The organism is Salarchaeum sp. JOR-1, assembly GCF_007833275.1.
GTDB lineage: Archaea > Halobacteriota > Halobacteria > Halobacteriales > Halobacteriaceae > Salarchaeum.
The window spans coordinates 532,680-552,702 of sequence record NZ_CP042241.1; the positions used below are offsets into that span (position 1 = coordinate 532,680).

Annotated in this window: 24 protein-coding genes, 2 tRNA genes and 2 rRNA genes; 15 read left to right on the forward strand and 13 right to left on the reverse strand. The window is 66.2% G+C overall.

All coding sequences use genetic code 11. The features are described 5' to 3' along the window. The first annotated feature begins 61 nt into the window (after positions 1 to 61). Complete coding sequence (locus FQU85_RS03780; RefSeq protein ID WP_145844489.1) at positions 62 to 628, forward strand: cysteine hydrolase family protein; 567 nt, start codon at positions 62 to 64, stop codon at positions 626 to 628. 322 nt (positions 629 to 950) lie between these two features. Here the strand turns inward: FQU85_RS03780 and FQU85_RS03785 are convergent, their stop codons facing one another. Continuing rightward, entirely contained in the window at positions 951 to 1,382 is a 432-nt protein-coding gene (locus FQU85_RS03785; protein WP_145844492.1) for a phosphate-starvation-inducible PsiE family protein, read from the reverse strand. Positions 1,383 to 1,415: 33 nt separating this feature from the next. After that, positions 1,416 to 2,252, reverse strand: coding sequence for a hypothetical protein (locus tag FQU85_RS03790; protein WP_145844497.1), 837 nt, complete (start codon positions 2,250 to 2,252; stop codon positions 1,416 to 1,418). Positions 2,253 to 2,303: 51 nt separating this feature from the next. Between FQU85_RS03790 and FQU85_RS03795 the strand changes: the two genes are divergently transcribed. From FQU85_RS03795 to FQU85_RS03805, 3 genes are read left to right on the forward strand one after another with little or no spacing between them, the layout of a single operon-like run. Next, the gene (locus FQU85_RS03795) at positions 2,304 to 2,984 is read left to right on the forward strand and encodes a lipoate--protein ligase family protein (protein ID WP_145844500.1); all 681 of its coding nucleotides are present in this window, start codon (positions 2,304 to 2,306) and stop codon (positions 2,982 to 2,984) included. Between the two features lie 24 nt (positions 2,985 to 3,008). After that, entirely contained in the window at positions 3,009 to 4,271 is a 1,263-nt protein-coding gene (locus FQU85_RS03800) for a dihydroorotase (protein WP_145844505.1), read from the forward strand. 32 nt (positions 4,272 to 4,303) lie between these two features. Continuing rightward, positions 4,304 to 4,780 carry a hypothetical protein gene (locus tag FQU85_RS03805; protein WP_145844511.1) on the forward strand — a complete coding sequence of 159 codons (477 nt, stop codon included), beginning with the start codon at positions 4,304 to 4,306 and terminating at the stop codon, positions 4,778 to 4,780. Here FQU85_RS03805 and FQU85_RS03810 read toward each other — a convergent pair. Next, positions 4,777 to 5,424: a DUF5806 family protein gene (locus tag FQU85_RS03810; RefSeq protein ID WP_240792452.1), complete on the reverse strand. Its 648-nt coding sequence runs from the start codon at positions 5,422 to 5,424 to the stop codon at positions 4,777 to 4,779. The genes FQU85_RS03805 and FQU85_RS03810 overlap by 4 nt on opposite strands. Positions 5,425 to 5,505: 81 nt before the next feature. On the opposite strand from FQU85_RS03810, the gene FQU85_RS03815 reads away from it, so the two are divergent. Both FQU85_RS03815 and FQU85_RS03820 read left to right on the forward strand, forming a co-directional pair. Continuing rightward, complete coding sequence (locus tag FQU85_RS03815) at positions 5,506 to 5,874, forward strand: universal stress protein (protein ID WP_145844513.1); 369 nt, start codon at positions 5,506 to 5,508, stop codon at positions 5,872 to 5,874. After that, positions 5,871 to 6,389: a GNAT family N-acetyltransferase gene (locus tag FQU85_RS03820; RefSeq protein ID WP_145844517.1), complete on the forward strand. Its 519-nt coding sequence runs from the start codon at positions 5,871 to 5,873 to the stop codon at positions 6,387 to 6,389. The genes FQU85_RS03815 and FQU85_RS03820 overlap by 4 nt, the downstream gene beginning before the upstream one ends. Here FQU85_RS03820 and FQU85_RS03825 read toward each other — a convergent pair. Further along, the gene (locus FQU85_RS03825; protein WP_145844519.1) at positions 6,386 to 6,826 is read right to left on the reverse strand and encodes a universal stress protein; all 441 of its coding nucleotides are present in this window, start codon (positions 6,824 to 6,826) and stop codon (positions 6,386 to 6,388) included. The genes FQU85_RS03820 and FQU85_RS03825 overlap by 4 nt on opposite strands. A 109-nt stretch (positions 6,827 to 6,935) precedes the next feature. Here FQU85_RS03825 and FQU85_RS03830 point away from each other — a divergent pair, with 109 nt between their 5' ends. Both FQU85_RS03830 and FQU85_RS03835 read left to right on the forward strand, forming a co-directional pair. Then, positions 6,936 to 7,373, forward strand: a complete 438-nt coding sequence (locus FQU85_RS03830) for a universal stress protein (RefSeq protein ID WP_145844522.1) — start codon at positions 6,936 to 6,938, stop codon at positions 7,371 to 7,373. Between the two features lie 36 nt (positions 7,374 to 7,409). Next, positions 7,410 to 8,501: a DHH family phosphoesterase gene (locus FQU85_RS03835; RefSeq protein ID WP_145844524.1), complete on the forward strand. Its 1,092-nt coding sequence runs from the start codon at positions 7,410 to 7,412 to the stop codon at positions 8,499 to 8,501. Here the strand turns inward: FQU85_RS03835 and FQU85_RS03840 are convergent. Together FQU85_RS03840 and FQU85_RS03845 are read right to left on the reverse strand one after the other, a co-directional pair. Continuing rightward, a complete protein-coding gene (locus tag FQU85_RS03840) occupies positions 8,498 to 8,926 on the reverse strand; it encodes a DUF5807 family protein (protein WP_145844527.1) in 429 nt (142 codons plus the stop codon). The two genes, FQU85_RS03835 and FQU85_RS03840, sit on opposite strands and share 4 nt — an antisense overlap. A 43-nt stretch (positions 8,927 to 8,969) precedes the next feature. Then, positions 8,970 to 9,365: a 30S ribosomal protein S6e gene (locus FQU85_RS03845; RefSeq protein ID WP_145844529.1), complete on the reverse strand. Its 396-nt coding sequence runs from the start codon at positions 9,363 to 9,365 to the stop codon at positions 8,970 to 8,972. A gap of 84 nt (positions 9,366 to 9,449) precedes the next feature. On the opposite strand from FQU85_RS03845, the gene FQU85_RS03850 reads away from it, so the two are divergent. From FQU85_RS03850 to FQU85_RS03875, 6 genes are all read left to right on the forward strand, one after another. Continuing rightward, on the forward strand, positions 9,450 to 9,719 hold the full coding sequence (locus FQU85_RS03850) for a hypothetical protein (protein WP_145844532.1): 270 nt from the start codon (positions 9,450 to 9,452) through the stop codon (positions 9,717 to 9,719). 38 nt (positions 9,720 to 9,757) lie between these two features. Further along, on the forward strand, positions 9,758 to 11,011 hold the full coding sequence (locus tag FQU85_RS03855) for an MBL fold metallo-hydrolase (protein ID WP_145844534.1): 1,254 nt from the start codon (positions 9,758 to 9,760) through the stop codon (positions 11,009 to 11,011). Positions 11,012 to 11,053: 42 nt separating this feature from the next. Further along, on the forward strand, positions 11,054 to 11,719 hold the full coding sequence (locus FQU85_RS03860) for a hypothetical protein (protein ID WP_145844537.1): 666 nt from the start codon (positions 11,054 to 11,056) through the stop codon (positions 11,717 to 11,719). A 45-nt stretch (positions 11,720 to 11,764) separates the two neighbouring features. Next, positions 11,765 to 11,838: transfer RNA gene (locus FQU85_RS03865), tRNA-Lys, on the forward strand. 232 nt (positions 11,839 to 12,070) lie between these two features. Further along, entirely contained in the window at positions 12,071 to 12,283 is a 213-nt protein-coding gene (locus FQU85_RS03870) for a hypothetical protein (RefSeq protein ID WP_145844539.1), read from the forward strand. Positions 12,284 to 12,331: 48 nt separating this feature from the next. Next, a complete protein-coding gene (locus tag FQU85_RS03875; protein WP_145844541.1) occupies positions 12,332 to 12,586 on the forward strand; it encodes a glutaredoxin family protein in 255 nt (84 codons plus the stop codon). Here FQU85_RS03875 and FQU85_RS13265 read toward each other — a convergent pair. Genes FQU85_RS13265 through FQU85_RS03890 form a run of 4 tightly spaced genes read right to left on the reverse strand, consistent with a single transcriptional unit; the run spans position 12,567 to position 15,508 of the window. Beyond that, positions 12,567 to 12,740, reverse strand: a complete 174-nt coding sequence (locus FQU85_RS13265; RefSeq protein ID WP_168219931.1) for a hypothetical protein — start codon at positions 12,738 to 12,740, stop codon at positions 12,567 to 12,569. The two genes, FQU85_RS03875 and FQU85_RS13265, sit on opposite strands and share 20 nt — an antisense overlap. Continuing rightward, positions 12,740 to 14,245: a cytochrome bc complex cytochrome b subunit gene (locus FQU85_RS03880; protein WP_145844545.1), complete on the reverse strand. Its 1,506-nt coding sequence runs from the start codon at positions 14,243 to 14,245 to the stop codon at positions 12,740 to 12,742. Before FQU85_RS03880 ends, FQU85_RS13265 begins: the two co-directional genes overlap by 1 nt. A 1-nt stretch (position 14,246) precedes the next feature. Then, on the reverse strand, positions 14,247 to 14,927 hold the full coding sequence (locus FQU85_RS03885; RefSeq protein WP_145844547.1) for a ubiquinol-cytochrome c reductase iron-sulfur subunit: 681 nt from the start codon (positions 14,925 to 14,927) through the stop codon (positions 14,247 to 14,249). After that, positions 14,927 to 15,508, reverse strand: coding sequence for a hypothetical protein (locus FQU85_RS03890; RefSeq protein ID WP_145844549.1), 582 nt, complete (start codon positions 15,506 to 15,508; stop codon positions 14,927 to 14,929). The genes FQU85_RS03885 and FQU85_RS03890 overlap by 1 nt, the downstream gene beginning before the upstream one ends. A gap of 191 nt (positions 15,509 to 15,699) precedes the next feature. On the opposite strand from FQU85_RS03890, the gene FQU85_RS03895 reads away from it, so the two are divergent. Further along, positions 15,700 to 16,392 (forward strand): plastocyanin/azurin family copper-binding protein, encoded by a 693-nt coding sequence (locus tag FQU85_RS03895; protein WP_145844551.1) that lies wholly within the window; start codon positions 15,700 to 15,702, stop codon positions 16,390 to 16,392. A gap of 154 nt (positions 16,393 to 16,546) precedes the next feature. Here FQU85_RS03895 and FQU85_RS03900 read toward each other — a convergent pair. The 3 genes from FQU85_RS03900 to FQU85_RS03910 all read right to left on the reverse strand — a co-directional run bounded on the left by FQU85_RS03900 (position 16,547) and on the right by FQU85_RS03910 (position 19,902). Continuing rightward, positions 16,547 to 16,622 (reverse strand) — tRNA-Cys (locus tag FQU85_RS03900). A 126-nt stretch (positions 16,623 to 16,748) separates the two neighbouring features. Then, positions 16,749 to 16,870 (reverse strand): 5S ribosomal RNA (rrf, locus tag FQU85_RS03905). Positions 16,871 to 16,985: 115 nt separating this feature from the next. Continuing rightward, positions 16,986 to 19,902, reverse strand: a 23S ribosomal RNA gene (locus FQU85_RS03910). Positions 19,903 to 20,023 lie beyond the last annotated feature (121 nt).

A 20,023-nucleotide genomic window follows, 5' to 3' on the forward strand; every position in this document is an offset into this window, starting at 1 on the left:
CTAAAACCCCGTACACGTCGGGCGCGTAACCGTTTTGCCGGCCGCGGCAGACACCCCGCACATGGAGTTCGACCCCGACCGAACCGCGCTGGTCGTCGTTGACATGCAGAACGGGTTCTGCCACCCCGAAGGAAGCCTGTACGCGCCCGCGAGCGGGGACGCCGTCGACCCCGTGGCGGCCCTCGTCGAGCGCGCGCGCGATGCCGGCGTCCGCGTCGTCTACACGCGGGACGTGCACCCGCCCGGCCAGTTCGACGACACCCACTACTACGACGAGTTCGAGCGCTGGGGCGAACACGTCGTCGAGGACTCCTGGGACGCCGAACTCGTCGTCGAACTCCCCGACCCCGACCACGTCGTCGAAAAGCACACCTACGACGCGTTCCACGAGACTGAACTCGACGGCTGGCTCAGTGCGAGGGGGATCGACGACCTCCTCGTCTGCGGGACGCTCGCGAACGTCTGCGTCCTCCACACCGCGTCCTCCGCCGGCCTCCGCGACTACCGGCCCGTCGTCGTCACCGACGCGCTCGGCTACATCGAACCCGACCACAAGGAGTACGCCGTAGAGCACGCCGACTGGCTGTTCGGCGAGCTCACCGAGCGCGACGACATCGACTTCGCCTGACCTCCCACCCCCGGCGGACTGGACTCCCTCGACGACCTGCCGGCGGGCGCGGCGGCGATTCGGGAGGCGTTCGAGGCGTATCGAGACCGGAGGTCGCGGGGAAGGACACGGCGCGGACGTACCTGCGGAAGGCCCCACTCGGGCGGTGCGGGACGCGCGGTATCCGGGCGGCCGGAAGGACGCCGAGGGGGAGGAGCGCGACCCGGTGGAGTGGGCGGGCGCGGGGAAGCGGCGGGCGGCCCGAGTCGACTGGTACGCCCGCGAGGCCGTGACGGCAGGCCCCGTGTGGGCGTTCCGGGGGCGCTGGCGCGTGGAGGCGTCGCTACCAGCCGGCTTCGCGGGGTGTGGTTCGGACGACGTAGAGCGCACCGACGAGGACGGCGAGGAGGACGGCGTAGCCGGCGGCGACGTAGGCGGCCTCGGGGATTCCGTACTCCGTCGGCTGGAAGACGATTATCTTTCGCGCGACCGCGATGACGCCGGCGACGATGACGATGCGGACGACGGACTCCTCGCGGGCGTACGCGACGACGGTCTGGTAGATTTCGACGACGATGAACAGGAGGAGGACGTCGTCGATGAGGGCGACGACGGCGCTCGTCTCGGTGAGTTCGCCGGTCTGCGCGAGCTGCAGGATGCTCAGCCCGAGGTCGAAGACGCCGATGGCGAACAGGCCGACGAGCACGTAAGCGGCGACGACTTCGAGCGCGCGGAGCGCGGTTTCCGAGGTCGCGGTGAATCTGTCGACGTCCATACGCGACCCAGAACGGCCGGAGTGATGAATGTGCTAGTCCAGCCGAACGGGGTCGTCGGTCGGGCGGAGGGTCACGGTCACGTCGTCGCCTCGTTCGAGGTCGTGGCCGTCGGCGAACACGAGTTTCGCGCGGAGGCCGTCGCGGCCGCAGAACAGGGAGAGGCCGGTCGCTGGCCGGTCGTTCGCGCGCACCGCGACGCCCGCCCACGTCACGTCCCGGCCGTCCGGCGTTCCGAGCGCGGTGTCGAAGAGCGTCATGGGGTCGTCGCCGCCGCCGAGCGCGCCGCCGTGGCGGTAGTGTGGGATGCCGCCGTCGAGCGGGCGGCCGTCGTCGCTCCCGACCGCCGCGAACGTTCCCGGAGCCGGATGAGTGGGGGCGTCGAGCGCGACGTACGTCTCGCCGGTCTCGGCGACGGTACCGGTGCCGTCCCAGGGGACGCCGCGCACGTCGATGTCGACGTCGAGAGGGAGGTTGCCGGACGCGCGCACGGGGTCGGCGTCGCGCTCGCGGAAGCCGAGGTGGACGTGGTTGTCCACCCAGGGCGCGAAGAACCCCGAGCGCACCAGCTCGCCGAGGGCGTCCCCGACCGCGACCTCGTCGCCGACCGCGACGGCGGGTTCGACGTGGAGGACGCGCGCGAGGTGGTCGCCGGTGTCGAGGACGACGAGGTGGTCGTGGTCGCTCGCGTACGGTTTCGGGGGGCAGCGGACGGTTCGGACGTGCGTGACGGTGCCGGCGACGGGGCTGGGTGCGTCGTTCGAGTCGGGGTAGAGGTCGATGGCGCGGCCGGCGTCGTGCGCGGGATACGGCGAGTTGTAGAGGGAAAACCGGGGGTAGCGTTCGAGGGCGGCGGCCGGCAGGCAGACCATACGCGTGAGTTACACCGAGCGCATTTACCCGTGTCGCGCGAAGGACGGGGTATGCGCGTGGTTCGTGGCGTGGCGGACACCCGGACGGGGGACGGCGAGGTGACGAAGCGGCTCGTGGAACAGGTCGGGGCGGCAGGGGAGCCGGCGGTGCGCGTGTGGCGGCCGGATCGGCAGGTGGCGTTCGGGCGGCGGGACGCCCGGGCGGACGGGTATCGGGCGGCGCGGGAGGCGGCGCGCGAGCACGGGTTCGCGTCCGTGGAGCGCAGCGTCGGCGGGCGCGCGGTGGCGTACACGGGAAGCACGGTCGCGTTCGCGCGCATCGAACCCATCGCGGACATCCGGACGGGTCTCGAAGAGCGCTACGAGGCGATGGTGTCGGACGTGCAGCGGGCGTGCTGGCGGCTCGGCGCGCCCGCCCAACGCGGCGAACCCCCGGAGTCGTTCTGTCCGGGCGCGTACAGCCTCCAGTACCGGGGGAAGCTGGCGGGCGTCGCGCAGCGCGTCACGTCGAACGCCGCGCTCGTTTCCGGCGTGCTGGTGGTCGACGACCACCGCGAAATCGGGCGCGTGCTGGACGACGTGTACGGCGCGCTCGGCGTGCCGTTCGACCCGCGGTCGGTCGGGAGTCTGGAGCGCGCGGGCGCGACGGCCGACCCCGTCGAAGTGCTGTCCGAACTGGAGGCGGCGCTCGCGGGCGAGAACCACCGCGTGGAGAGCGTCCGTCAGACTTAGGCCGGTACTCGCCGCACTCGACGTATGCGCGTGATTCGGGACGCGGCGCTCGCGGACGGCCGCCGAGTGGACGTTCGACTCGACGGCGGCCGCATCGACGCCGTGGGCGACGACCTGGACGGCGAACTGCTCGCGGACGCGGACGGGAAGCTCCTCCTGCCGGGGATGATAGACGTGCACGTCCACTTCCGGCAGCCGGGCGCGAGCCACAAGGAGACGTGGGCGACGGGGAGTCGGTCGGCGGCCGCCGGCGGCGTCACCACCGTCGTCGACCAGCCGAACACGAATCCGCCGACGGTGACGGGCGCGGCGTTCGACGAGAAGGACGAACTCGCGAGCGAGTCGCTCGTGGAGTACGGCGTCAACGGCGGCGTCACGGAGAACTGGGATCCCGACTCGCTGTTCGACCGGCCGCTGTTCGCGCTCGGCGAGGTGTTCCTCGCGGACTCGACCGGAAACATGGGTATCGACGCAGCGCTGTTCGCGGCGGCGGTGGAGCGCGCGGCCGACGAGGACGTGCCCGTCACCGTGCACGCGGAGGACGCCGACCTGTTCTCCGAGGACGCCCGGGAGCGCTCGGACGCCGACGCGTGGAGCGCGTACCGCACGCCGGAGGCGGAGGAAGCGGCGGTGGAGCGCGCGGTCGAGGTCGCGGAGGGGTCGGGCGCGCAGGTGCACATCGCGCACACGAGCACGCCGGAGGGCGTGGACGCGGCGCGTGCGGGCGGCGCGACCTGCGAGGTGACGCCCCACCACCTCTTCCTCTCGCGGGACGACCTCGACGACCTCGGGACGTTCGGGCGGATGAACCCGCCGCTTCGCTCCGAAGAACGGCGAGAAGCGGTGTTCGAGCGGCTCCGAGAGGGAAAAGTGGACGTGGTGGCGACCGACCACGCGCCGCACACCCGCGAGGAGAAGGACGCGGGCATCTGGGACGCGCCCTCGGGCGTTCCGGGCGTCGAGACGGCGCTCCCGCTCCTGCTGAACGCCGCGCGGGAGGGCGAACTGTCCTACGAGCGCGTGCGGGACGTGACGGCCGCGAATCCAGCCCGAATCTTCGACCTCCCGCGGAAGGGGCGAATCGAGGCGGGCCGGGACGCGGATTTGGTGCTCGTCGACCCCGAGAACGTGCGGGAGATTCGGGGAGACGACCTGCACTCGAAGTGCGGGTGGACGCCGTTCGAAGGCTTCGCGGGCGTGTTCCCGGAGTGGACGATGGTTCGCGGCGAGTTCGCCTATCGGGAGGGGGAGTTCGGGAGCGCGCGCGGCGAGAACGTGCGACGGTAACGCTTTTCGGCGCGGCACGCGCTCGTTCTAGCATGAGCGAGGACGTGACGGATCCGCGGGCGGGTGCGTGGGCGGCGACGGTCGAGGACATGGCGGCGACCGCTGACGCCTACGACGACGCCGGCTGGGACACGTACGAGGTAGAGCCGGGCGACACGACCCTGCTGGCGACCGAGGACGCGGAGCGCGCGGACCTCGACGTGGTCGTCACCGGGTCGGACTACGAGACGATTACGGACCTCATCGAGGACGGCGTTTCCTTCGCGGAGTACGAGGTTCTCACCGCGACCGAGGCGGGAACGGTGTACGTCGTGGTCGTGATGGAAGACCCCGACCGCGAGGTCGCGCTGTTGTTCGCGGCGATGTACGGCGAGGACGACGCCGCGGAGGCCGCGGACGCGGCCGCGGCGCGCGGCGAGTTCGTGGTTCACCTCCGCGGCCTGGAGGAAGAACCGGTCGAGTTCGTGTACGAGGATCCCGGGCTGTTCGCGGGCCGCGGCGGGGATTAGTCGGCGGTGGTGAGGTCGCCGCCGCAGTGCGGGCACTCCTCGCCGTGGCGGAGTTCGTCGCTCGCCTCCCGAACCTCCCGCATGACGCTGGAGATGCGTTCTTCCGCGTCGAGTTCGTCCTCGACGGAGAGATCCACGCCCTCGACTTCGAGCAGGAACTTCGCGACCTCCGTGGCCTCGTACATCACGTCGTCCAGTTCGTCCGCGGTGAAGAAGTCGCTCATCGCGCCGTAGAGGAAGGTCGCGCCCGCGGTCCGAACCTTGTCCTCGAACGCCGAGCGCGCCTGATTCACCGCCTGCGGCGTGTACGTGTCCGTCATGAACGGCACGAGCTCCGGGAGGTTCTCCCCGATCTTCGTCATCTCCACGCCCGTCTCCGTCCGGAAGTCCGCGCAGAGCCGCGCAATCGCCCACTCGCGGGCCGTGATGTAGGTGCGGTCGCGGAGGAACTCGTTCACGCGCTCGTACTGCGCGCCGTCCATCTTCGTGAAGCGGTCGTACGTAACCACGTCCTCGGGCACGTCGTCCGCGTCGTCGCTCCCGGTGTCCTCGGGGACGCCGGGCGCGGCGTCCGATTCCGGTTCGTCGTCTCGCGCGTCCGCCCGAGCGGCGCGCTCCCCGGCGGGTTCGGCGTCCTCAGTCATACTCCCGGATAGCGAGTACGGCCGCAAAAGGGTGTCGGGGAGGACACAACGCTTTACTCGGGAGAGGGCGACGACTCGGACATGAAGGTCTTGCTCGGAATCGGCGGCAGCGAGGACTCTCTGGACGCGCTCTCGAAGACCGCGGAGCGCGCGCGGGAGGCCGGCGACGACCTCACGGTCGCCATCGTGGAGAACCCGGAGAGCGACCGCACGCCGGACGAAATCGAGGACGCCGTCGAGCGCGTGCTCGACGAGTACGACATCGACGCGACCGTCCGGCACGTCTCCGGCGACCCGGGAAGCCGGCTCGTGACCATCGCGGAGTCCGAGGACTTCGACCAGATCGCGCTCGGCGGCGGTGAGCGCAGTCCGATGGGGAAGCTCCGACTCGGCCACATCGCCGAGTTCGTACTCCTGAACGCGCACGTCTCCGTCACCCTCGTCCGATGACCGTCGATAACTACCCCGATACGGCGTCCGGGCCGTTCCCGTCCCCGCCGTCGTCGTTCGCGGACGGCGAGGACCGCGACATCGAGCTGCGGGCGTTCGACGAGGACACGGACGCGCTCGTCGAGATGTACGTGGACTTCTCGCAGGAAGACCGCGCGCAGGGCGTGCCGCCGGTCGGCGAGGAGCGCGTGCGGGACTGGCTGGACACCCTCACTGGAGACGGCTACAACGTCGTCGCGTGGCACGGCGACCGCGTGGTCGGGCACGCCACGCTCGTCCCGGACGGCACGGGCGGGTACGAACTCGCCATCTTCGTCCACCAGGCCTACCAGGGCGCGGGCATCGGAACCCGCCTCCTCCGGAACCTCCTCGGGCACGGCGCGGCGCAGGGCGTCGAGCGCGTGTGGCTCACCGTCGAGCGCTGGAACCGCGCGGCGGTCGCGCTCTACGAGAAAGTCGGGTTCGAGACCGTGGACGCGGAGAGCTTCGAACTCGAGATGGCCATCCGCGTCTAGACGGAGAGGACGGGCTGGCTCGCGTACAACAGAACGTACTCGGCCGCTTTTTCGAGAACCGCGGAACTGTCGTCACCGGCCTCGCGGGGGACGACGAGGAAGTCCGCGTCCAGGTCGTCCGCGGCGTCGAGGATGACGCTCCCCGGGTGCGTCATCTTCCGCGTGGTGGAGAAGCCGAGCGCGACGGAGACGTCGAAGGGGACGCGGTCGTCAGCGACAGCGCGGAGGTCCTCGGCGAACGCTTCGGACTGGTCTGCGACGGCGTCCTCCGACACCTCCCCGGATTCCACGCGGCGCGACACCTGTTCGCCGGCGACGAAGAGCGCGTGGAGGGTGGCGTCGTACTTCTCGGCGACGGCGACCGCGTACTCGGTGGCGTTGACGGACTCCGCGCCGCCGTCCACGGGAACGAGCACGGTGTCCACGTCGAGGGGCATACGCGGACGTGCGTCCCGGGACCGTAAAAAGACTCCGTGAGTCCGGGCGTGCGGCCGGCCGCGGGGCACTGCGCCATCATTTATGTCGCGGCGCGCAGAAGACGGTGATATGATAGGGACGGTCGTCATCGCGACGGACGGCTCGGAGAGCGTCGAGCGCGCCGTCGAGGTCGCCTTAGACCTCGCAGAGCGCTTCGACGCGGACGTGCACGCGCTCTACGTCGTTGACGCTGGCGAGGTGGAGAACGCGCCCGCAGACCTCCGGGAGGAACTCAGAACAGCGCTCACCGAGCGCGGGGAGACGGCGACCGGGAACGTGGTCGAACGCACGACCCACGGCGTCACGACGGCGGTTCGAGAGGGCCGGCCCGCGAACGAGATCCGAGCGTACGCCCGCGAGGTGGACGCGGACGTGGTGGCGACGGGAACCCGGGGCCGCCACGGCGAGAACCGCTTCCTCGTCGGGTCTGTCGCGGAACGCGTCGTTCGGACGTGTCCCGTTCCCGTGTTGACGGTGCGGCAGATGGCGAGCGACGAGTCCGCATAGCGGCGTCCTTTTCACCCGAGGCGTTCTGTTCCGCGTATGAAGGACTGGGTTATCGACGACGAGAACCTCTCCCTGGAGCGCAAATCCCTCCTCCCTGGGGCGGGGTTTTTCGTCCCGGACAGCATCGAGGACGAGCGAGAAGACCGCGAGATCGAAGCGCGCGCGGAGGGCGCAGACGTCATCGTGGTCACGGACCCCGACGCGGACGGTCTCGCATGCGCGGCGATCATCCGCGAGGTGTACGGCGAGGGCGCGCTCATCCCGACCGGCCCGCACGAACTCGCGGACGGCATCCGGCGCGCCGCCGAGTACGGCGACTCGGGCGCGCGCGTGTTCATCTGCGACCTCTGCCCGGACGACTACGCCGACGTCGAGGTCGAACTCGGCCTCCTGACGGAGCACGCGGAGTCAGTGCGGTGGTTCGACCACCACCAGTGGACGGACAGCGCGAAGCGGGGCGTCCGCGACGCCGGCGTCGACCTCGTCGTCGGCGAGTCCGACGAGGAGTGCACGGCAGACGTAGCCGTCCGCAGCATCGAGGCGGACATCCCCCGCCACCTCATCGAGCTCGCGGCCGTGACGCGCGACCACGACCTCTGGCTGAAGGACGACCCGCGAAGCGACGACCTCGCGGACTACTCGCACTGGGTGGACGACGAGGAGTACGCGGACACCGTGCAGGAACACGGCCCCGACCTCCCAGAATCGGCGCAGGAGTACCTCGCGGAGCGCCGCGTCGAGAAGGACGACCTCATCGAGCGCGCGGTGAACCGCGCCGAACTGAAGACCGTCGGGGGCGTGACCGTTGGCGTCACGTACGGGCGGTGCTCGCAGAACGAGGTCGCGGACGAACTCCGCGAGCAGGGCGCGGACGCCGCCGTCGTCGTGAAGCCGTCGGGGAGCGCGAGCATCCGCGGGAGCGAGGACTTCGAGCGCTGTCACGAGGTCGCGCGCCAGGTGCAGGGCGGCGGCCATCCCCGCGCCGCGGGCTGTAAACCCCACATCTACGACGACATGATGGACTACGCCCACCACTGGACGACGCGGGGTGCGGTCGCGAAACAGAAAATCCTCGACGCGTTCGCCTCGCTCCCCGACGACGAGGAGGACGTGGACACCGAGCGCTAGACGACCCAGCGCTCGGAGTACGCGGTGCCGCACTCGCAGTACGCGTAGGCGTGCATCACGTCGCCCTCCGCGTAGAGACCGCCGACCTCCTCGTTTTGCTCCTCGAAGAACGCGAACACGAACTCCGTGTCGTGGTCGCTCGCCGGTTCGTCGGGGTGCTTGCTCGGGCAGTCGCCGCCCGCGAGGTCGCGGGCGATGTCGCCGTTCGTCCCCATCGCCTGCTGGCTGAACTGCATCGCCTCCATACCAGTCACCTGCTTGAAGACGCTGCGGCCCTGGTCGCCGGGGACGACGAGAACGATGCCGTCGTCGGTGCGTTCGCCGTACTGTTCGAGCGGCCCGAGGTCGTCCACCACCTCATCCGAGAGGTAGACGGCGACGTGCTCGGGGTGCTCGCCGTCGAGAAACTCTTCGTAGGTACTCATTGCTGTTCGTTCGTGGTGAACGCGAAAAAGCGCGACGACTCGTCTATTCGCTCTCCTCGTCCTCGCCGAGGAGCGCGTCCACCGAGTCCTCCCCGTACTCGGTGATTTTGACGTTGAGCTGCGCGGTGTCCTCGGAGACCTCGCGGCCGCGAACGCTCACGCGCTTGCGCTCGCCGTCGCGGCTCGGATTGAATCCGGGGCCGCCCTCGAGCAGGAGGTCGGCGAGTCCGCTTCCGCGGACGTCCGAGCGCATCGGACGGCCGGCGGCGTCGCTACCGCCAGTCAGTTCGACCGTGTAGCCGGTCAGTCCCACGGCGTCGCCGTCCACTTCGTCGCCGAGTTCCCGACCGAGGAATCGATTGGCGTCCTGTCCGTCAACTTCGAACTGGTGGCTCTCACCCGCTTCGGGGTCGGCCACCACGACGTCGAACGTAGCCATACCCGTTACGAGACGGAGAGTGCCCTAAAACCCGTCGAATACGCGTCCCGAGCGTTGAAGGCCGCACGGCACGAACCACGGCCTGTGAATCGTGACCGCGTGCGGGGCGCGCTCGCCGAGTTCGCGGGAAGCGACGCCGAACGCCGCGCGGTCGCGCGCGCCGCCGGCGACCTCGCGGACAGCGGCCGCTACGAGGACGCGACGGGCCGAGAACTCACCGCGGCGGAACTGCTCGAGCACTTGCGGGACGCGCCGGAGGAGTCGGTCGCGAGCCGATGGAACTGGTGGATCGGAAGCCTCGACCTCTCCTACGGAGGATTCGGCGAGTTCCAGGTGCGGCGGTGGCGAGCGTAGCGACGAACCCAAACGCGCCCGGACGATAGGAGCGCGTGATGGACGTACAGTTCCTCGGGGGTGCACGCGAGGTCGGGCGGAGCGCGATACTCGTCAACGACAGCCTCCTCCTCGACTACGGGATGCTCACCGGGAACCCACCCCAGGTTCCGCTGGACGCGAACCCGGACGCAGTCGTCGTCTCGCACGGCCACCTCGACCACGTCGGCGCGCTCCCGAGTCTCCTCTCCGGGGACGACCGCCCGCCGATTCACTGGACGCCGCCCACGAGAGACCTCGCGAACACGCTCGCACGGGACACCCTGAAACTCCACGGCGGCACGCTCGCGTGTCCGTTCACGGAGACGGACGTCCACCGGATGAGCGAGGTGTCGGTGACACACGGCTACGGGGAGTCGTTCGACGCCGCCGGCCACGAGGTGACGTTCTACAACGCCGGCCACATCCCCGGAAGCGCGCACGTCCTCGTCGAGGACAGCGATACGCGCCTGCTCTACACGGGCGACTTCCACGTGGACGACCCGGACGCGGGCGGCGTGGGCGGCCAGCGACTCGTCGCGGGGTCGCGGGCGCGCCCGGACGCGGACGCAGTCATCGTCGAGAGCACGTACAGCGACGTCAGCCACGACCCGCGCGGCGCGGTCGAAGAACGCTTCGCGGAGCGGGTCGCGCGCACCGTCTGGGGGGGCGGCACCGTCGTCGTGCCCGCGTTCGCCATCGGCCGCACCCAGGAAATCCTCATGGTGTGCGACGCGTACGACATCGACTGCTACGTCGACGGCATGGGGAAAGACGTGACGCGGAGCGTCCTCCAGTACCCCGGGTTCCTCCGGGACGCGGACGCGCTCCGGCGAGCGAAGGGACACGCGCGGTTCGTCACCGGCCGCCGAGGACAGAAAAAACGCATCGCCGACCAGAACACCGTCGTCGTCACCACGTCCGGGATGCTCTCCGGCGGCCCCGCAATGACGTACGTCCCCGAAATCGCCGGCCACCCCCGGAACCTTGTCGCGTTCACCGGCCACCAAGTCGAGGGAACGCCCGGCCGGGAACTCCTCGACACCGGCCAAGCCGAGCTCGACGGCCAGCGGACGCGGGTGAGCGCACGCGTCGACCAGTACGACTTCTCCGCGCACGCCGACCGCGACGGGGTTCTGGAGTTCCTTGAGTCCTATCGGGACGCCGCGGTGCTCGTGAACCACGGCGACCGCTGTGTGGGGTTCGCGTCCGAACTCCGCGAGAACGGCCGGGACGCCCGCGCGCCCGAGCGCGGCGAGACCGTCAGGGTCTGACGCGACGAACAGACGTTTGTGCGGACGGCGGCTATGCGGGGTATGACCGAGACGCCGGACGACCGCCCGCCGACGGATCGCGAATCCCCCGTCGGCGAACCCGTTATCCGCGGCGACGAACGCCTCGTCGGCGACCACGCCGCAGACGCGGTCTCCTTCGATCCCGACGACCCCGAGCGCGTCGCCGCCGCCGCGGACGCCGTTCGCGCGTTCGCCACCGGCGACCTCGCGGACGGCCATCTCGCGATGCTCCGCGGGGCCGCCGCGTGCGCCGCGCTCGTCCGCGCCGAACAGTCCTACAAGGCCGCCGCCGAACGCGCCGGCGACGACGTGACCGTTCCGTTCATCCGGAAGTGGGCGCGAGTACACGACCTCCCGCAGCCCGTCCGGCGGCACGTCGCGCTCGGCCACATCCCGCCGACGGCCGCGAAGCACATCGCGCGCGTCGGCGGCGACACCCGATACCGGCTCGCGTGGGCCGTCCTCGACAACGACCTCACCGTCCGCCAGGTTCGTCAGATCGCGAGCGACGTGAACGACGGCCGCGCCCTCGACGACGCCCTCCGCGACCACGGCGTCACCCCCGGCGAACTCACTCTCGCACTCCCCCCGGACGCCTACCGCGACCTCCGCCGTCACGCCGCCATGACCGACACCGACCCCGGCGACATCGTCGCCGACGCCCTCGACGCCCACCTCGACGAGTAGCCGGATGGTAAACGTTTAACCACGCCAGCACCCACGTACGGACGAGGGCCGGTAGCTCAGTTCGGCAGAGCGTCTGGCTTTTAACCAGACGGTCGCGTGTTCAAATCGCGCCCGGCCCGCTTCTCCCGAAAACGACACCGTCGAGCACCGCGTAGCGCGTGCAAGACTGACGTGAACGAAGAGGGCGTCCGAGAGTTGAACACGTGACAGCGCGAGTGGTAGCGAGCGATGACTGAGTGTTCAAATCGCGTCCCGGCCGCACTTGTACCGAGACGACTCCGAGAACCGATAGCGCGTGTTCGAGAAGGTGGTTCCGGTAGTGCTTTCGGTATCGAGTTCGAGGTAGCGGGTATGAACCTCGATATCGGTGTTTTCGAGGACGAGCTCGACGTCCTCGGTGTGGTTGTAGGCGTGCTCGTCGCGTTGATGGGCGTGGGGACGCTCGCCGGAATGCCGTGGCAGTACGCAAACAGCGCGGTCGTCACGGTCGGACAGATACTCGGCGCGCTCTCAGCGATCGTCATCGGACTGGGAGTGGCGTACTTCGTGCACACGACTGCGTAAGTCTCTATTTCAAGAAGGGCTAACCAGCGCCACCGCGTACGCGTCAGTATGACGGTTCGGGTGACGGTGTACTCGCGAGAAGACTGCCACCTCTGTGCGGACGCCATCGAAACGATCGAAGCCGTTCGGGAGCGCGTGCGCGTGGACGTGGTCATCGAGGAGGTCGACGTGGACGACGACCCAGCGTTACGGGACGCGTACGGCGAGCGCGTGCCGTACGTGTTCGTGGACGGCGACCCGGCGTTCAAGTTTCGCGTGGACGCCGACGACCTCGAAGAACGGCTCAGTCGTCCACGTCGATAAAGACGGTGAGAAGGCCGAGAGCGACGCCAAAAACTGCGGCAGGAATCGCATACACGCCCGCAGCGCCGCCAAGCGCGGCGGCGAGAAGCAGGAGTCCGAAAAGTTTCGACCCCACGTCGAGCGCGCGGTACGCCCGGGGGGCCAGCGACACCATCAGTCGTCCTGACTCGCCGCCCGCGCAGCCGTCGCCTCGCTCGAATCCTCGATTCCCTTCCGGCGCTTGCGCTGGTCGAGCATCACGTAGACGATGATGGCTTCGACGAGCGGCACGGCGACCGTTGCGACCTGAAGTGGGAGCGTGACCTCCGCCGTCGACACGGGCGGCTGCGTGAACACGAACGTGAACAGGCCGCCGAGCACCGGAATCGGCATCGCCCAGTGGACGAGACCGCTAACGACGGTGGCAACGGTGGCATTCATCCCGGCCATCGAGAGCATCACGATGAGCGAGATAGCGCCGACGCCGACCGCCGTGGGGAACGGTCGGTCGATGGGATCCGCCGTGAAGTGAACCTCGTGCTCCGAGTAGTCGATGAACGGCCAGAGCCCGAGCACGGTCGCGATAATACCGGGCAGGATGACGCCCGCGACGAACTCGCTGAGCGCGATACCGCCGAGTGCGCTCGAAATCGCGTCGTGGAACGGGATCGCGGGAATGATCTTGAGGATGCCGAACACCCACATGAAGTACCAGTCCGGCCCGACGTTCGCGGGTGTGCTCGCGGGATCGCTCGGCCCCCAGATGGGGAGACGCTGAACGGGGAAGAACGCCGCCAGCAGGAACAACACTCCGAACGTCATCAGGAACACGACGATTGTCACCATCGCCTGATTCGGGAACAGCGGCGTGCCGACGACGTAACTCTGATCGTCGGACTCCGGGCCGCCAGCGGAATCGTGACGCTCTCCCTGCTGTTCGGTGTGCTTCTGCCGCACCAGCAGGAACATGTGGGCGGCGATGAGGCCGCCGATGACGAGCGGCACGAGGAACACGTGCAGGAAGAACAACCGCGGAATGACGGTCTCCGAGGCTGCCGGCCACGCACCGCCGAACACGAGGTACTGGAGCTGCTTGCCGATGAACGGAATCGTGCCCGCAATCTCGTACCCGATACCGGTCGCGGTCGCACTGTACTCGTCGAACGGGAGCGCGTACCCAAGGAATCCCTCGAGGATACCGAGGAAGATGAGCGCGGTGCCGACGAGCCAGTTCAGTTCGCGGGGGTTCCGGTAGGAGCCCGCGAAGAACACGCGGAGCATGTGGAGTCCCATCGCAGCGACGAACAGGAACGCCGCCCAGTGGTGAACCATCCGGAGCGTCATCCCGAACCGCGTGCCGTACGTGATCTGGAGGACGGACGCAAACGCCGCCGGTACTTCCGTCCCCGCGTACGCCGCGACGCGGCCCGTGTACTCAACAGCCACTGTGCTCGGCGTGTAAATCAGGCCGAGGAACGTCCCCGTCAGAACGAGGATAACGAACGTGAACAGGCTCACCTCACCGAGGAGGAACGACCCGTAGGCGTCCTCCGGGAACGCCTTCCCGAGGAACGTATCGTCGAGCTCGAGCCGGTCGTCGAGCCAGCGGTAGACGCGGCTCGGATTCTCGCCCTCCGACGCCGTCCCCTCCGCGGGTTTCTGGTCTGTTTCCGTGCTCATATCACTCTCCGCCTCCCGCCCCGATGGGCGCCTCGAAGTTTCCGGTCGCCATCAGGAGGTCGCCCTCCTCCGTCACGCCGATTGGGAGCTGGGGGAGCGGGCGCGGTGCCGGCCCACCGACGACCTCACAGCCGTTCAAGGGGTCGAAGACGCTCTGATGGCACGGACACAGGAGGTCTTGGCCGTCACGCTGACTGACCTGGCAGCCCGCGTGCGTGCACACCTTCGAGTACGCCGCGTACCCCTCGACGGTTCCATCGAGAAGTGTCGGCTCAGAATACTGCCCCTGCTCGAATCGGACGAGCAGCGTCGCGGTCTGTCCCGCCGCCCTGAGCGCGCCGCCGCCCTCCGCCTCCGGGAAGACGGTCATCGTGTTCCCGCTCCCGGCCGGAATCGCATCCAGGCCGATACGGTTCCCCTCCCCGTCGACGAGGTGGGTGCCGCTCACGTACATCGTCTTGTACGTCAGCGTCGACGTGTCCTTCACGGCCGCGGAGTCAACGCCCACGAGGCCGTTCACCGCGAACGACCCGATAGCAGCCGCCCCAGCGATACCCGCGAAGAGTTTCGCCGCGTTCCGACGCGTCTCGACGAGCGTATCTCGCTCGGGAGGCTGCTCGGGCTCTCCCCCTGGCTCCGGCTCCTGTTCCGCATCCGTCGTGGTGTCGTCGTTCGTAGACATTAGTGGTCACGTTCCTCCGCAACGTCGATGCTCGGAATGAAGTACGTGTGGTAGAGCAACACCGTCTCAGCGAGGCTCATGCACAGCAACGCCCCGTAGAACCCGAGGAACTGGTGGCGAGCCGCGCCGAACACTTCGCCCGCGAACAACGCCGCGAACACGACGGTCGCAAACGTGAACCCGCCGACGAGCCACACGCCAGTCAAGTTCGCCTTCGCGGGCCAGTACGCGACGACGCTCCGGTACTCGGACTCCAAGTAATCGGGGAGGTTGAGGTCTGTTCCATCGGTCGGTTCGATTGGCTCATCCGAACGCCCCACACGATGCGCGAACCGAATGCTCGCGAAGAGCACCCCGAACAGTCCGAATAGACCCAGCCAGGTCACGACACCCGCGACGTTAACGTTAATTTCCGTCGGCGTGTCGATGAAGTACCCGGTCGGGTTCAGCGAACTGTTCGGCGCCGGCTGGAGAGCGATCTCTTCGCCCCCCGCGTGGCCGCCACTCGCCAGAGCGACGAACCACATCGGCACCAGTACGGCGCTGATGAGCAGTACGATGACAGCGGTTTCCCGTCTCATATCAAGCTTCGTGTCCATGACGCCGCCCGGAATCGGACGACAGTCGATAGTTGGACTTCTAGTGGGGAGATTGGGAGAGACATACATCGTTGTTTCGGTTACGCTGGACGCGAAACGGCCGCCTAACCGAAACCACTTCAACACTCCCCGTCCCAAACCCAACTAGAACCGTCCACACGGACACACTAATCATGAACAGGAGGGAATTCCTCGCGGGCGCGGCCGGCACGAGCGCACTCGCGCTCACCAGCACCACCGCCACCGCCCAAGAAGACGGCGAAGGAAGCGATCCGCGCCAAGGCAGCGGAACCAAAGACGATCCGTACATCGTCGAGATGCGTACTGAGAGCAGCGAGTACTACTTCGACCCGGTCGGTATCTACGTCGAACCCGGCGACACCATCCAGTGGGTGAACGCGTCCGGAGACCACAGCACAACCTCATACACCACAGACAACCCACAAAGTAGTGTTCGCCGCATCCCCGACGGAGCCGACAGCTGGAATAGCGGCACGCTCCAAGAAGACGGCGCAACGTTCACGCACACCTTCGAAACCCCCGGTACGTACGACTACTACTGCATCCCGCACAAGACACTCGGCATGGTCGCTCGACTCGTCGTCGGCGAACCCGGCGGCCCCGCTGCCGAAGGATCGATCCCGAACGACGTCGGTTCCGGCATCGTTCCCGACTCAAAAACCATCGTCGAACAAAAAGCACTTTCCTACCCATACATCCCCAATACCGGCGCCAGCTCCCTCCCCGGACTCGCCGTCGGCGCACTCACCCTCTTCGGCCTCGGAAACGCCTACATGCTCAGCGAATACGACGTCCTCTCCGGCCGCTACAAGAACTCGGACGACACCCAGACCGGACTCGAATAACGTCCACACCCCGCGACCCGCATTCTCCACATTCACAACCACGAGACGTCCCACCAGACCACAGCGTTATCACTCACCGATAGCTGAAGGCAGAGAGGCATCCACAGACACGTACCGTCACGCCAGCGACTAGCGAACTACGAGACCGACGAAAAGCCAAGGGCCGGATTTGAACCGGCGATGGGCGGCTCTGCAGGCCGCTGCGTTAGGCCGGACTCTGCCACCTTGGCACACCTCCTGCTTGACCGCCAGCCGATTTAGGGATTGCGGAACGCCACTGCACGGCGCCACCGCTCTCCGACATAAATGCAAAAAGCCCCGAACAGCACCGCTGCTGTTCGAGGCTAAGTATGAATAGTAGGCGGCGAACCGGATTTCCCAGAGGCTCGCGCACTCCAGTACTGACCGGAACGCAGGCGGGCTTATCTTCCGTGTTCGGGATGGGTACGGGAGTCGCCCCGCCGCTATGGCCGCCTTAACGCCGACCCACGGAATCGAACCGTGGTACGCCAAACGTCGGTGGTCAAACTGACCGTGTAATACGTGCAATCCAAATTGCGCCTGGACTCGCTCAACATCGTGTCGAGCGTACGAATGTGTGGCTTCGATCTGTTAGTGCTCGCGGACTGAACGCCTCGTTGCCTCGGCGCGTACATCCCGAGTCTATCGAACTCGTCTTCTACGAGTGATCTCAGCGGTGTCTCTTTTCCAAGTGGGTTTCGAGCTTAGATGCTTTCAGCTCTTACCCCGTGCTGCGTAGCTGCCCGGCACATGCCCTCTCGGACAACCGGTACACCAGTGGCAGCCGTTCGTAGTTCCTCTCGTACTATACGAACGTTCTCGTCAGACACCGAACACCCCCAATAGATAGCAGCCGACCTGTCTCACGACGGTCTAAACCCAGCTCACGACCTCCTTTAATAGGCGAACAACCTCACCCTTGCCCGCTTCTGCACGGGCAGGATGGAGGGAACCGACATCGAGGTAGCAAGCCACTCGGTCGATATGTGCTCTTGCGAGTGACGACTCTGTTATCCCTAAGGTAGCTTTTCTGTCGCTTATGGCCCGCATCGGGCGGGCTCATAAGATCGCTAGACCACGCTTTCGCGTCAGCGTCCCTCGTTGTGTAGGACACTGTCAGCTCATCTTTTGCTCTTGCGCTCTTCTCCGAGTCTCCGACTCGGATGAGATGAACTTAGGGCGCGCTCGATATCTTTTCGAGCGCGTACCGCCCCAGTCAAACTGCCCGGCTACCGGTGTCCTCCTCCCGGAGTGAGGGTCACAGTCACTGACGGGTAGTATTTCACTGATGGCTCGGTGGCCCGCTAGCGCGGGTACCTGTGTAACACCTCCTACCTATGCTGCACATCAGCGACCGTGTCCCAGCGACAGCCTGCAGTAAAGCTCTATAGGGTCTTCGCTTCCCCTTGGGGGTCTCCAGACTCCGCACTGGAACGTACAGTTCACCGGGCCCAACGTCGGGACAGTGAGGCTCTCGTTGATCCATTCATGCAAGCCGCTACTGAAGCGGCAAGGTACTACGCTACCTTAAGAGGGTCATAGTTACCCCCGCCGTTAACAGGTCCTTCGTCCCATTGTACTGGGTGTTCAGATACCTGCACTGGGCAGGATTCAGTGACCGTACGAGTCCTTGCGGATTTGCGGTCACCTATGTTGTTATTAGACAGTCGGAGCCTCCGGGTTACTGAGACCTGCCCCATTCCGGGGCAGGCATCCCTTATCGCGAACTTACGGGACCAATTTGCCGAATTCCCTGACGTCGGTTGTCCCCGACAGACCTTGGCTTTCGCCGCCAGAGCACCTGTGTCGGATCTCGGTACGGATATCATACTCGCTTTTTCATGGACCCCAGGTACCATCGAGTTTCCCTATTTCAAGCTTCACTCGCTTCGTGCCATTACGGCTTCCACGGGTTTCCTTGATTCGACCGGGCGATAGCCCGGCTCGATGTTTCCTGAGGCGTCAGCTTTGGGTGTATGATAGCACAGGAATATTAACCTGTTTCCCTTTTGTCCCGCTCGAATTACGACGGGACTTAGGACCGGCTAACCCTCGACTGATGAACATTGTCGAGGAACCCTTGCTCTTTCGGTCGTCGGGATTCTTACCCGACTAACGCTGCTACTATGGCCAGGATTTTCTTCCCTATTCGGTCCACACGATCTCTCGACCGTGCTTCCGCCCGAACAGAGTGCCAACCTACAAGATCACGATGTTACTCGTGCTGCTAGGTCTCGGTGACGAACTTGAGCCCCGATCATTTTGGGCGCTCCAAACCTCGGCCGGTAAGCTGTTACGCTTTTCTTAGAGGGTAGCTGCTTCTAAGCTCACCTCCCGGCTGTCTAGGGCTTGGAACAACCTTCAATCGCACTTAGTTCGTACTTTGGGACCTTAACCAAGCTCTGGGTTGTCTCCCTCACGGTGCACAGGCTTACCCCGCACACCGGATTCCCTGCGTCAGCGGCGTTCGTAGGTTCGGAGTTTGACAGGGGGGCCAACTCCTCTCGGAGTTGGACTCCCCAATCGGTTGCTCTACCCCACGAACTACCTCAGCAGAGGTCATGCTTCGACATGTTTCGGTTGGAACCAGCTGTTGCCGAACTCGATGGGCCTTTCACCCCTATACGAATGTCACGGGAGGGTATTGTAAGACACCAACCCTAACAGGCCTCCACATGGCTTTCGCCATGCTTCACCTTGCACTCGCATAGATCGTCCGGTTTCGGGTCGTGTCCGTTTGACTCCCCGCCCTTGAAGACGGTGGCCCTGGTCGTAAGACTGCGGCCGTATCGGTTTCCCTATGCCTTCCTGGATACTCCAGTTAGACTCGCCAAACAAACACACTCCCTGGCTCGTTTTTCAAAACGTACGACGGAACATCGGCTCCTCTTCAGTCCTACTGCGACCTTGCGGTCGGGTCGTTCATGAAGAGGCCTTTTATGCCCCGTCGCTCCATCGCCACTTGATTTCAGGCCCTATTTCACCCCCCGTTTGAGGGTGCTTTTCAGCGTTCGCTCACGCTACTTGTTCACTATCGGTCTCGGAGAGTACTTAGTCTTGGCCGTCGATGCCGGCCATAGTCACGAGGAATTTCCGATCCCCGCTACTCTGGAACTGACGCACGCCGTACTCGACTGTATTACGGGGCTGTCACCCTGTATCGCGCTCCGTTTCAGGAGACTTCAGACAGACTTTCGGGCGATGAGAGTCAGTCCGAACACCACATTGCCCGTGAGGGCTTCGGTTTGGACTGTGCCGCTTTCACTCGCGGTTACTAACGGCGTCCCGTTCGGTTTCTCTTCCTGTCGGTACTAAGATGTTTCAATTCCCGACGTTCCCCATTGCGCAAAGCAATTGTGAAGGGATTCCCATTAGGAAATCCTGAGTTCTTAGCCTCCGTGCGGCTCCCTCAGGCTTATCGCAGCTTGGCACGTCCTTCTTCGGCTTCCGAGCCGAGCCATCCACCAAGTGGCACAGTAGCCACGTTGATACTCACCACAGAGTGGTGAGAGACTCACCATAGAAATGGTGAGGATTTGGATTTCGCTCATCACGAATGATGAACGAGTCCAGTGGACGCCTGGATTGCACGTACACACGGTCTTCATCG

Bases quoted from the DNA above. Each gene is read 5' to 3' on its own strand.
- FQU85_RS03790 (WP_145844497.1), bottom strand. From the start codon at position 2,252: ATGGTCTGCCTGCCGGCCGCCGCCCTCGAACGCTACCCCCGGTTTTCC.
- FQU85_RS03830 (WP_145844522.1), top strand. From the start codon at position 6,936: ATGATAGGGACGGTCGTCATCGCGACGGACGGCTCGGAGAGCGTCGAG.
- FQU85_RS03785 (WP_145844492.1), bottom strand. From the start codon at position 1,382: ATGGACGTCGACAGATTCACCGCGACCTCGGAAACCGCGCTCCGCGCG.
- FQU85_RS13265 (WP_168219931.1), bottom strand. From the start codon at position 12,740: ATGGTGTCGCTGGCCCCCCGGGCGTACCGCGCGCTCGACGTGGGGTCG.
- FQU85_RS03825 (WP_145844519.1), bottom strand. From the start codon at position 6,826: ATGCCCCTCGACGTGGACACCGTGCTCGTTCCCGTGGACGGCGGCGCG.
- FQU85_RS03800 (WP_145844505.1), top strand. From the start codon at position 3,009: ATGCGCGTGATTCGGGACGCGGCGCTCGCGGACGGCCGCCGAGTGGAC.
- FQU85_RS03890 (WP_145844549.1), bottom strand. From the start codon at position 15,508: ATGAGACGGGAAACCGCTGTCATCGTACTGCTCATCAGCGCCGTACTG.
- FQU85_RS03805 (WP_145844511.1), top strand. From the start codon at position 4,304: ATGAGCGAGGACGTGACGGATCCGCGGGCGGGTGCGTGGGCGGCGACG.
- FQU85_RS03840 (WP_145844527.1), bottom strand. From the start codon at position 8,926: ATGAGTACCTACGAAGAGTTTCTCGACGGCGAGCACCCCGAGCACGTC.
- FQU85_RS03875 (WP_145844541.1), top strand. From the start codon at position 12,332: ATGACGGTTCGGGTGACGGTGTACTCGCGAGAAGACTGCCACCTCTGT.
- FQU85_RS03820 (WP_145844517.1), top strand. From the start codon at position 5,871: ATGACCGTCGATAACTACCCCGATACGGCGTCCGGGCCGTTCCCGTCC.
- FQU85_RS03835 (WP_145844524.1), top strand. From the start codon at position 7,410: ATGAAGGACTGGGTTATCGACGACGAGAACCTCTCCCTGGAGCGCAAA.
- FQU85_RS03845 (WP_145844529.1), bottom strand. From the start codon at position 9,365: ATGGCTACGTTCGACGTCGTGGTGGCCGACCCCGAAGCGGGTGAGAGC.
- FQU85_RS03795 (WP_145844500.1), top strand. From the start codon at position 2,304: ATGCGCGTGGTTCGTGGCGTGGCGGACACCCGGACGGGGGACGGCGAG.
- FQU85_RS03780 (WP_145844489.1), top strand. From the start codon at position 62: ATGGAGTTCGACCCCGACCGAACCGCGCTGGTCGTCGTTGACATGCAG.
- FQU85_RS03870 (WP_145844539.1), top strand. From the start codon at position 12,071: ATGAACCTCGATATCGGTGTTTTCGAGGACGAGCTCGACGTCCTCGGT.
- FQU85_RS03815 (WP_145844513.1), top strand. From the start codon at position 5,506: ATGAAGGTCTTGCTCGGAATCGGCGGCAGCGAGGACTCTCTGGACGCG.
- FQU85_RS03885 (WP_145844547.1), bottom strand. From the start codon at position 14,927: ATGTCTACGAACGACGACACCACGACGGATGCGGAACAGGAGCCGGAG.
- FQU85_RS03880 (WP_145844545.1), bottom strand. From the start codon at position 14,245: ATGAGCACGGAAACAGACCAGAAACCCGCGGAGGGGACGGCGTCGGAG.
- FQU85_RS03895 (WP_145844551.1), top strand. From the start codon at position 15,700: ATGAACAGGAGGGAATTCCTCGCGGGCGCGGCCGGCACGAGCGCACTC.
- FQU85_RS03860 (WP_145844537.1), top strand. From the start codon at position 11,054: ATGACCGAGACGCCGGACGACCGCCCGCCGACGGATCGCGAATCCCCC.
- FQU85_RS03855 (WP_145844534.1), top strand. From the start codon at position 9,758: ATGGACGTACAGTTCCTCGGGGGTGCACGCGAGGTCGGGCGGAGCGCG.
- FQU85_RS03810 (WP_240792452.1), bottom strand. From the start codon at position 5,424: ATGACTGAGGACGCCGAACCCGCCGGGGAGCGCGCCGCTCGGGCGGAC.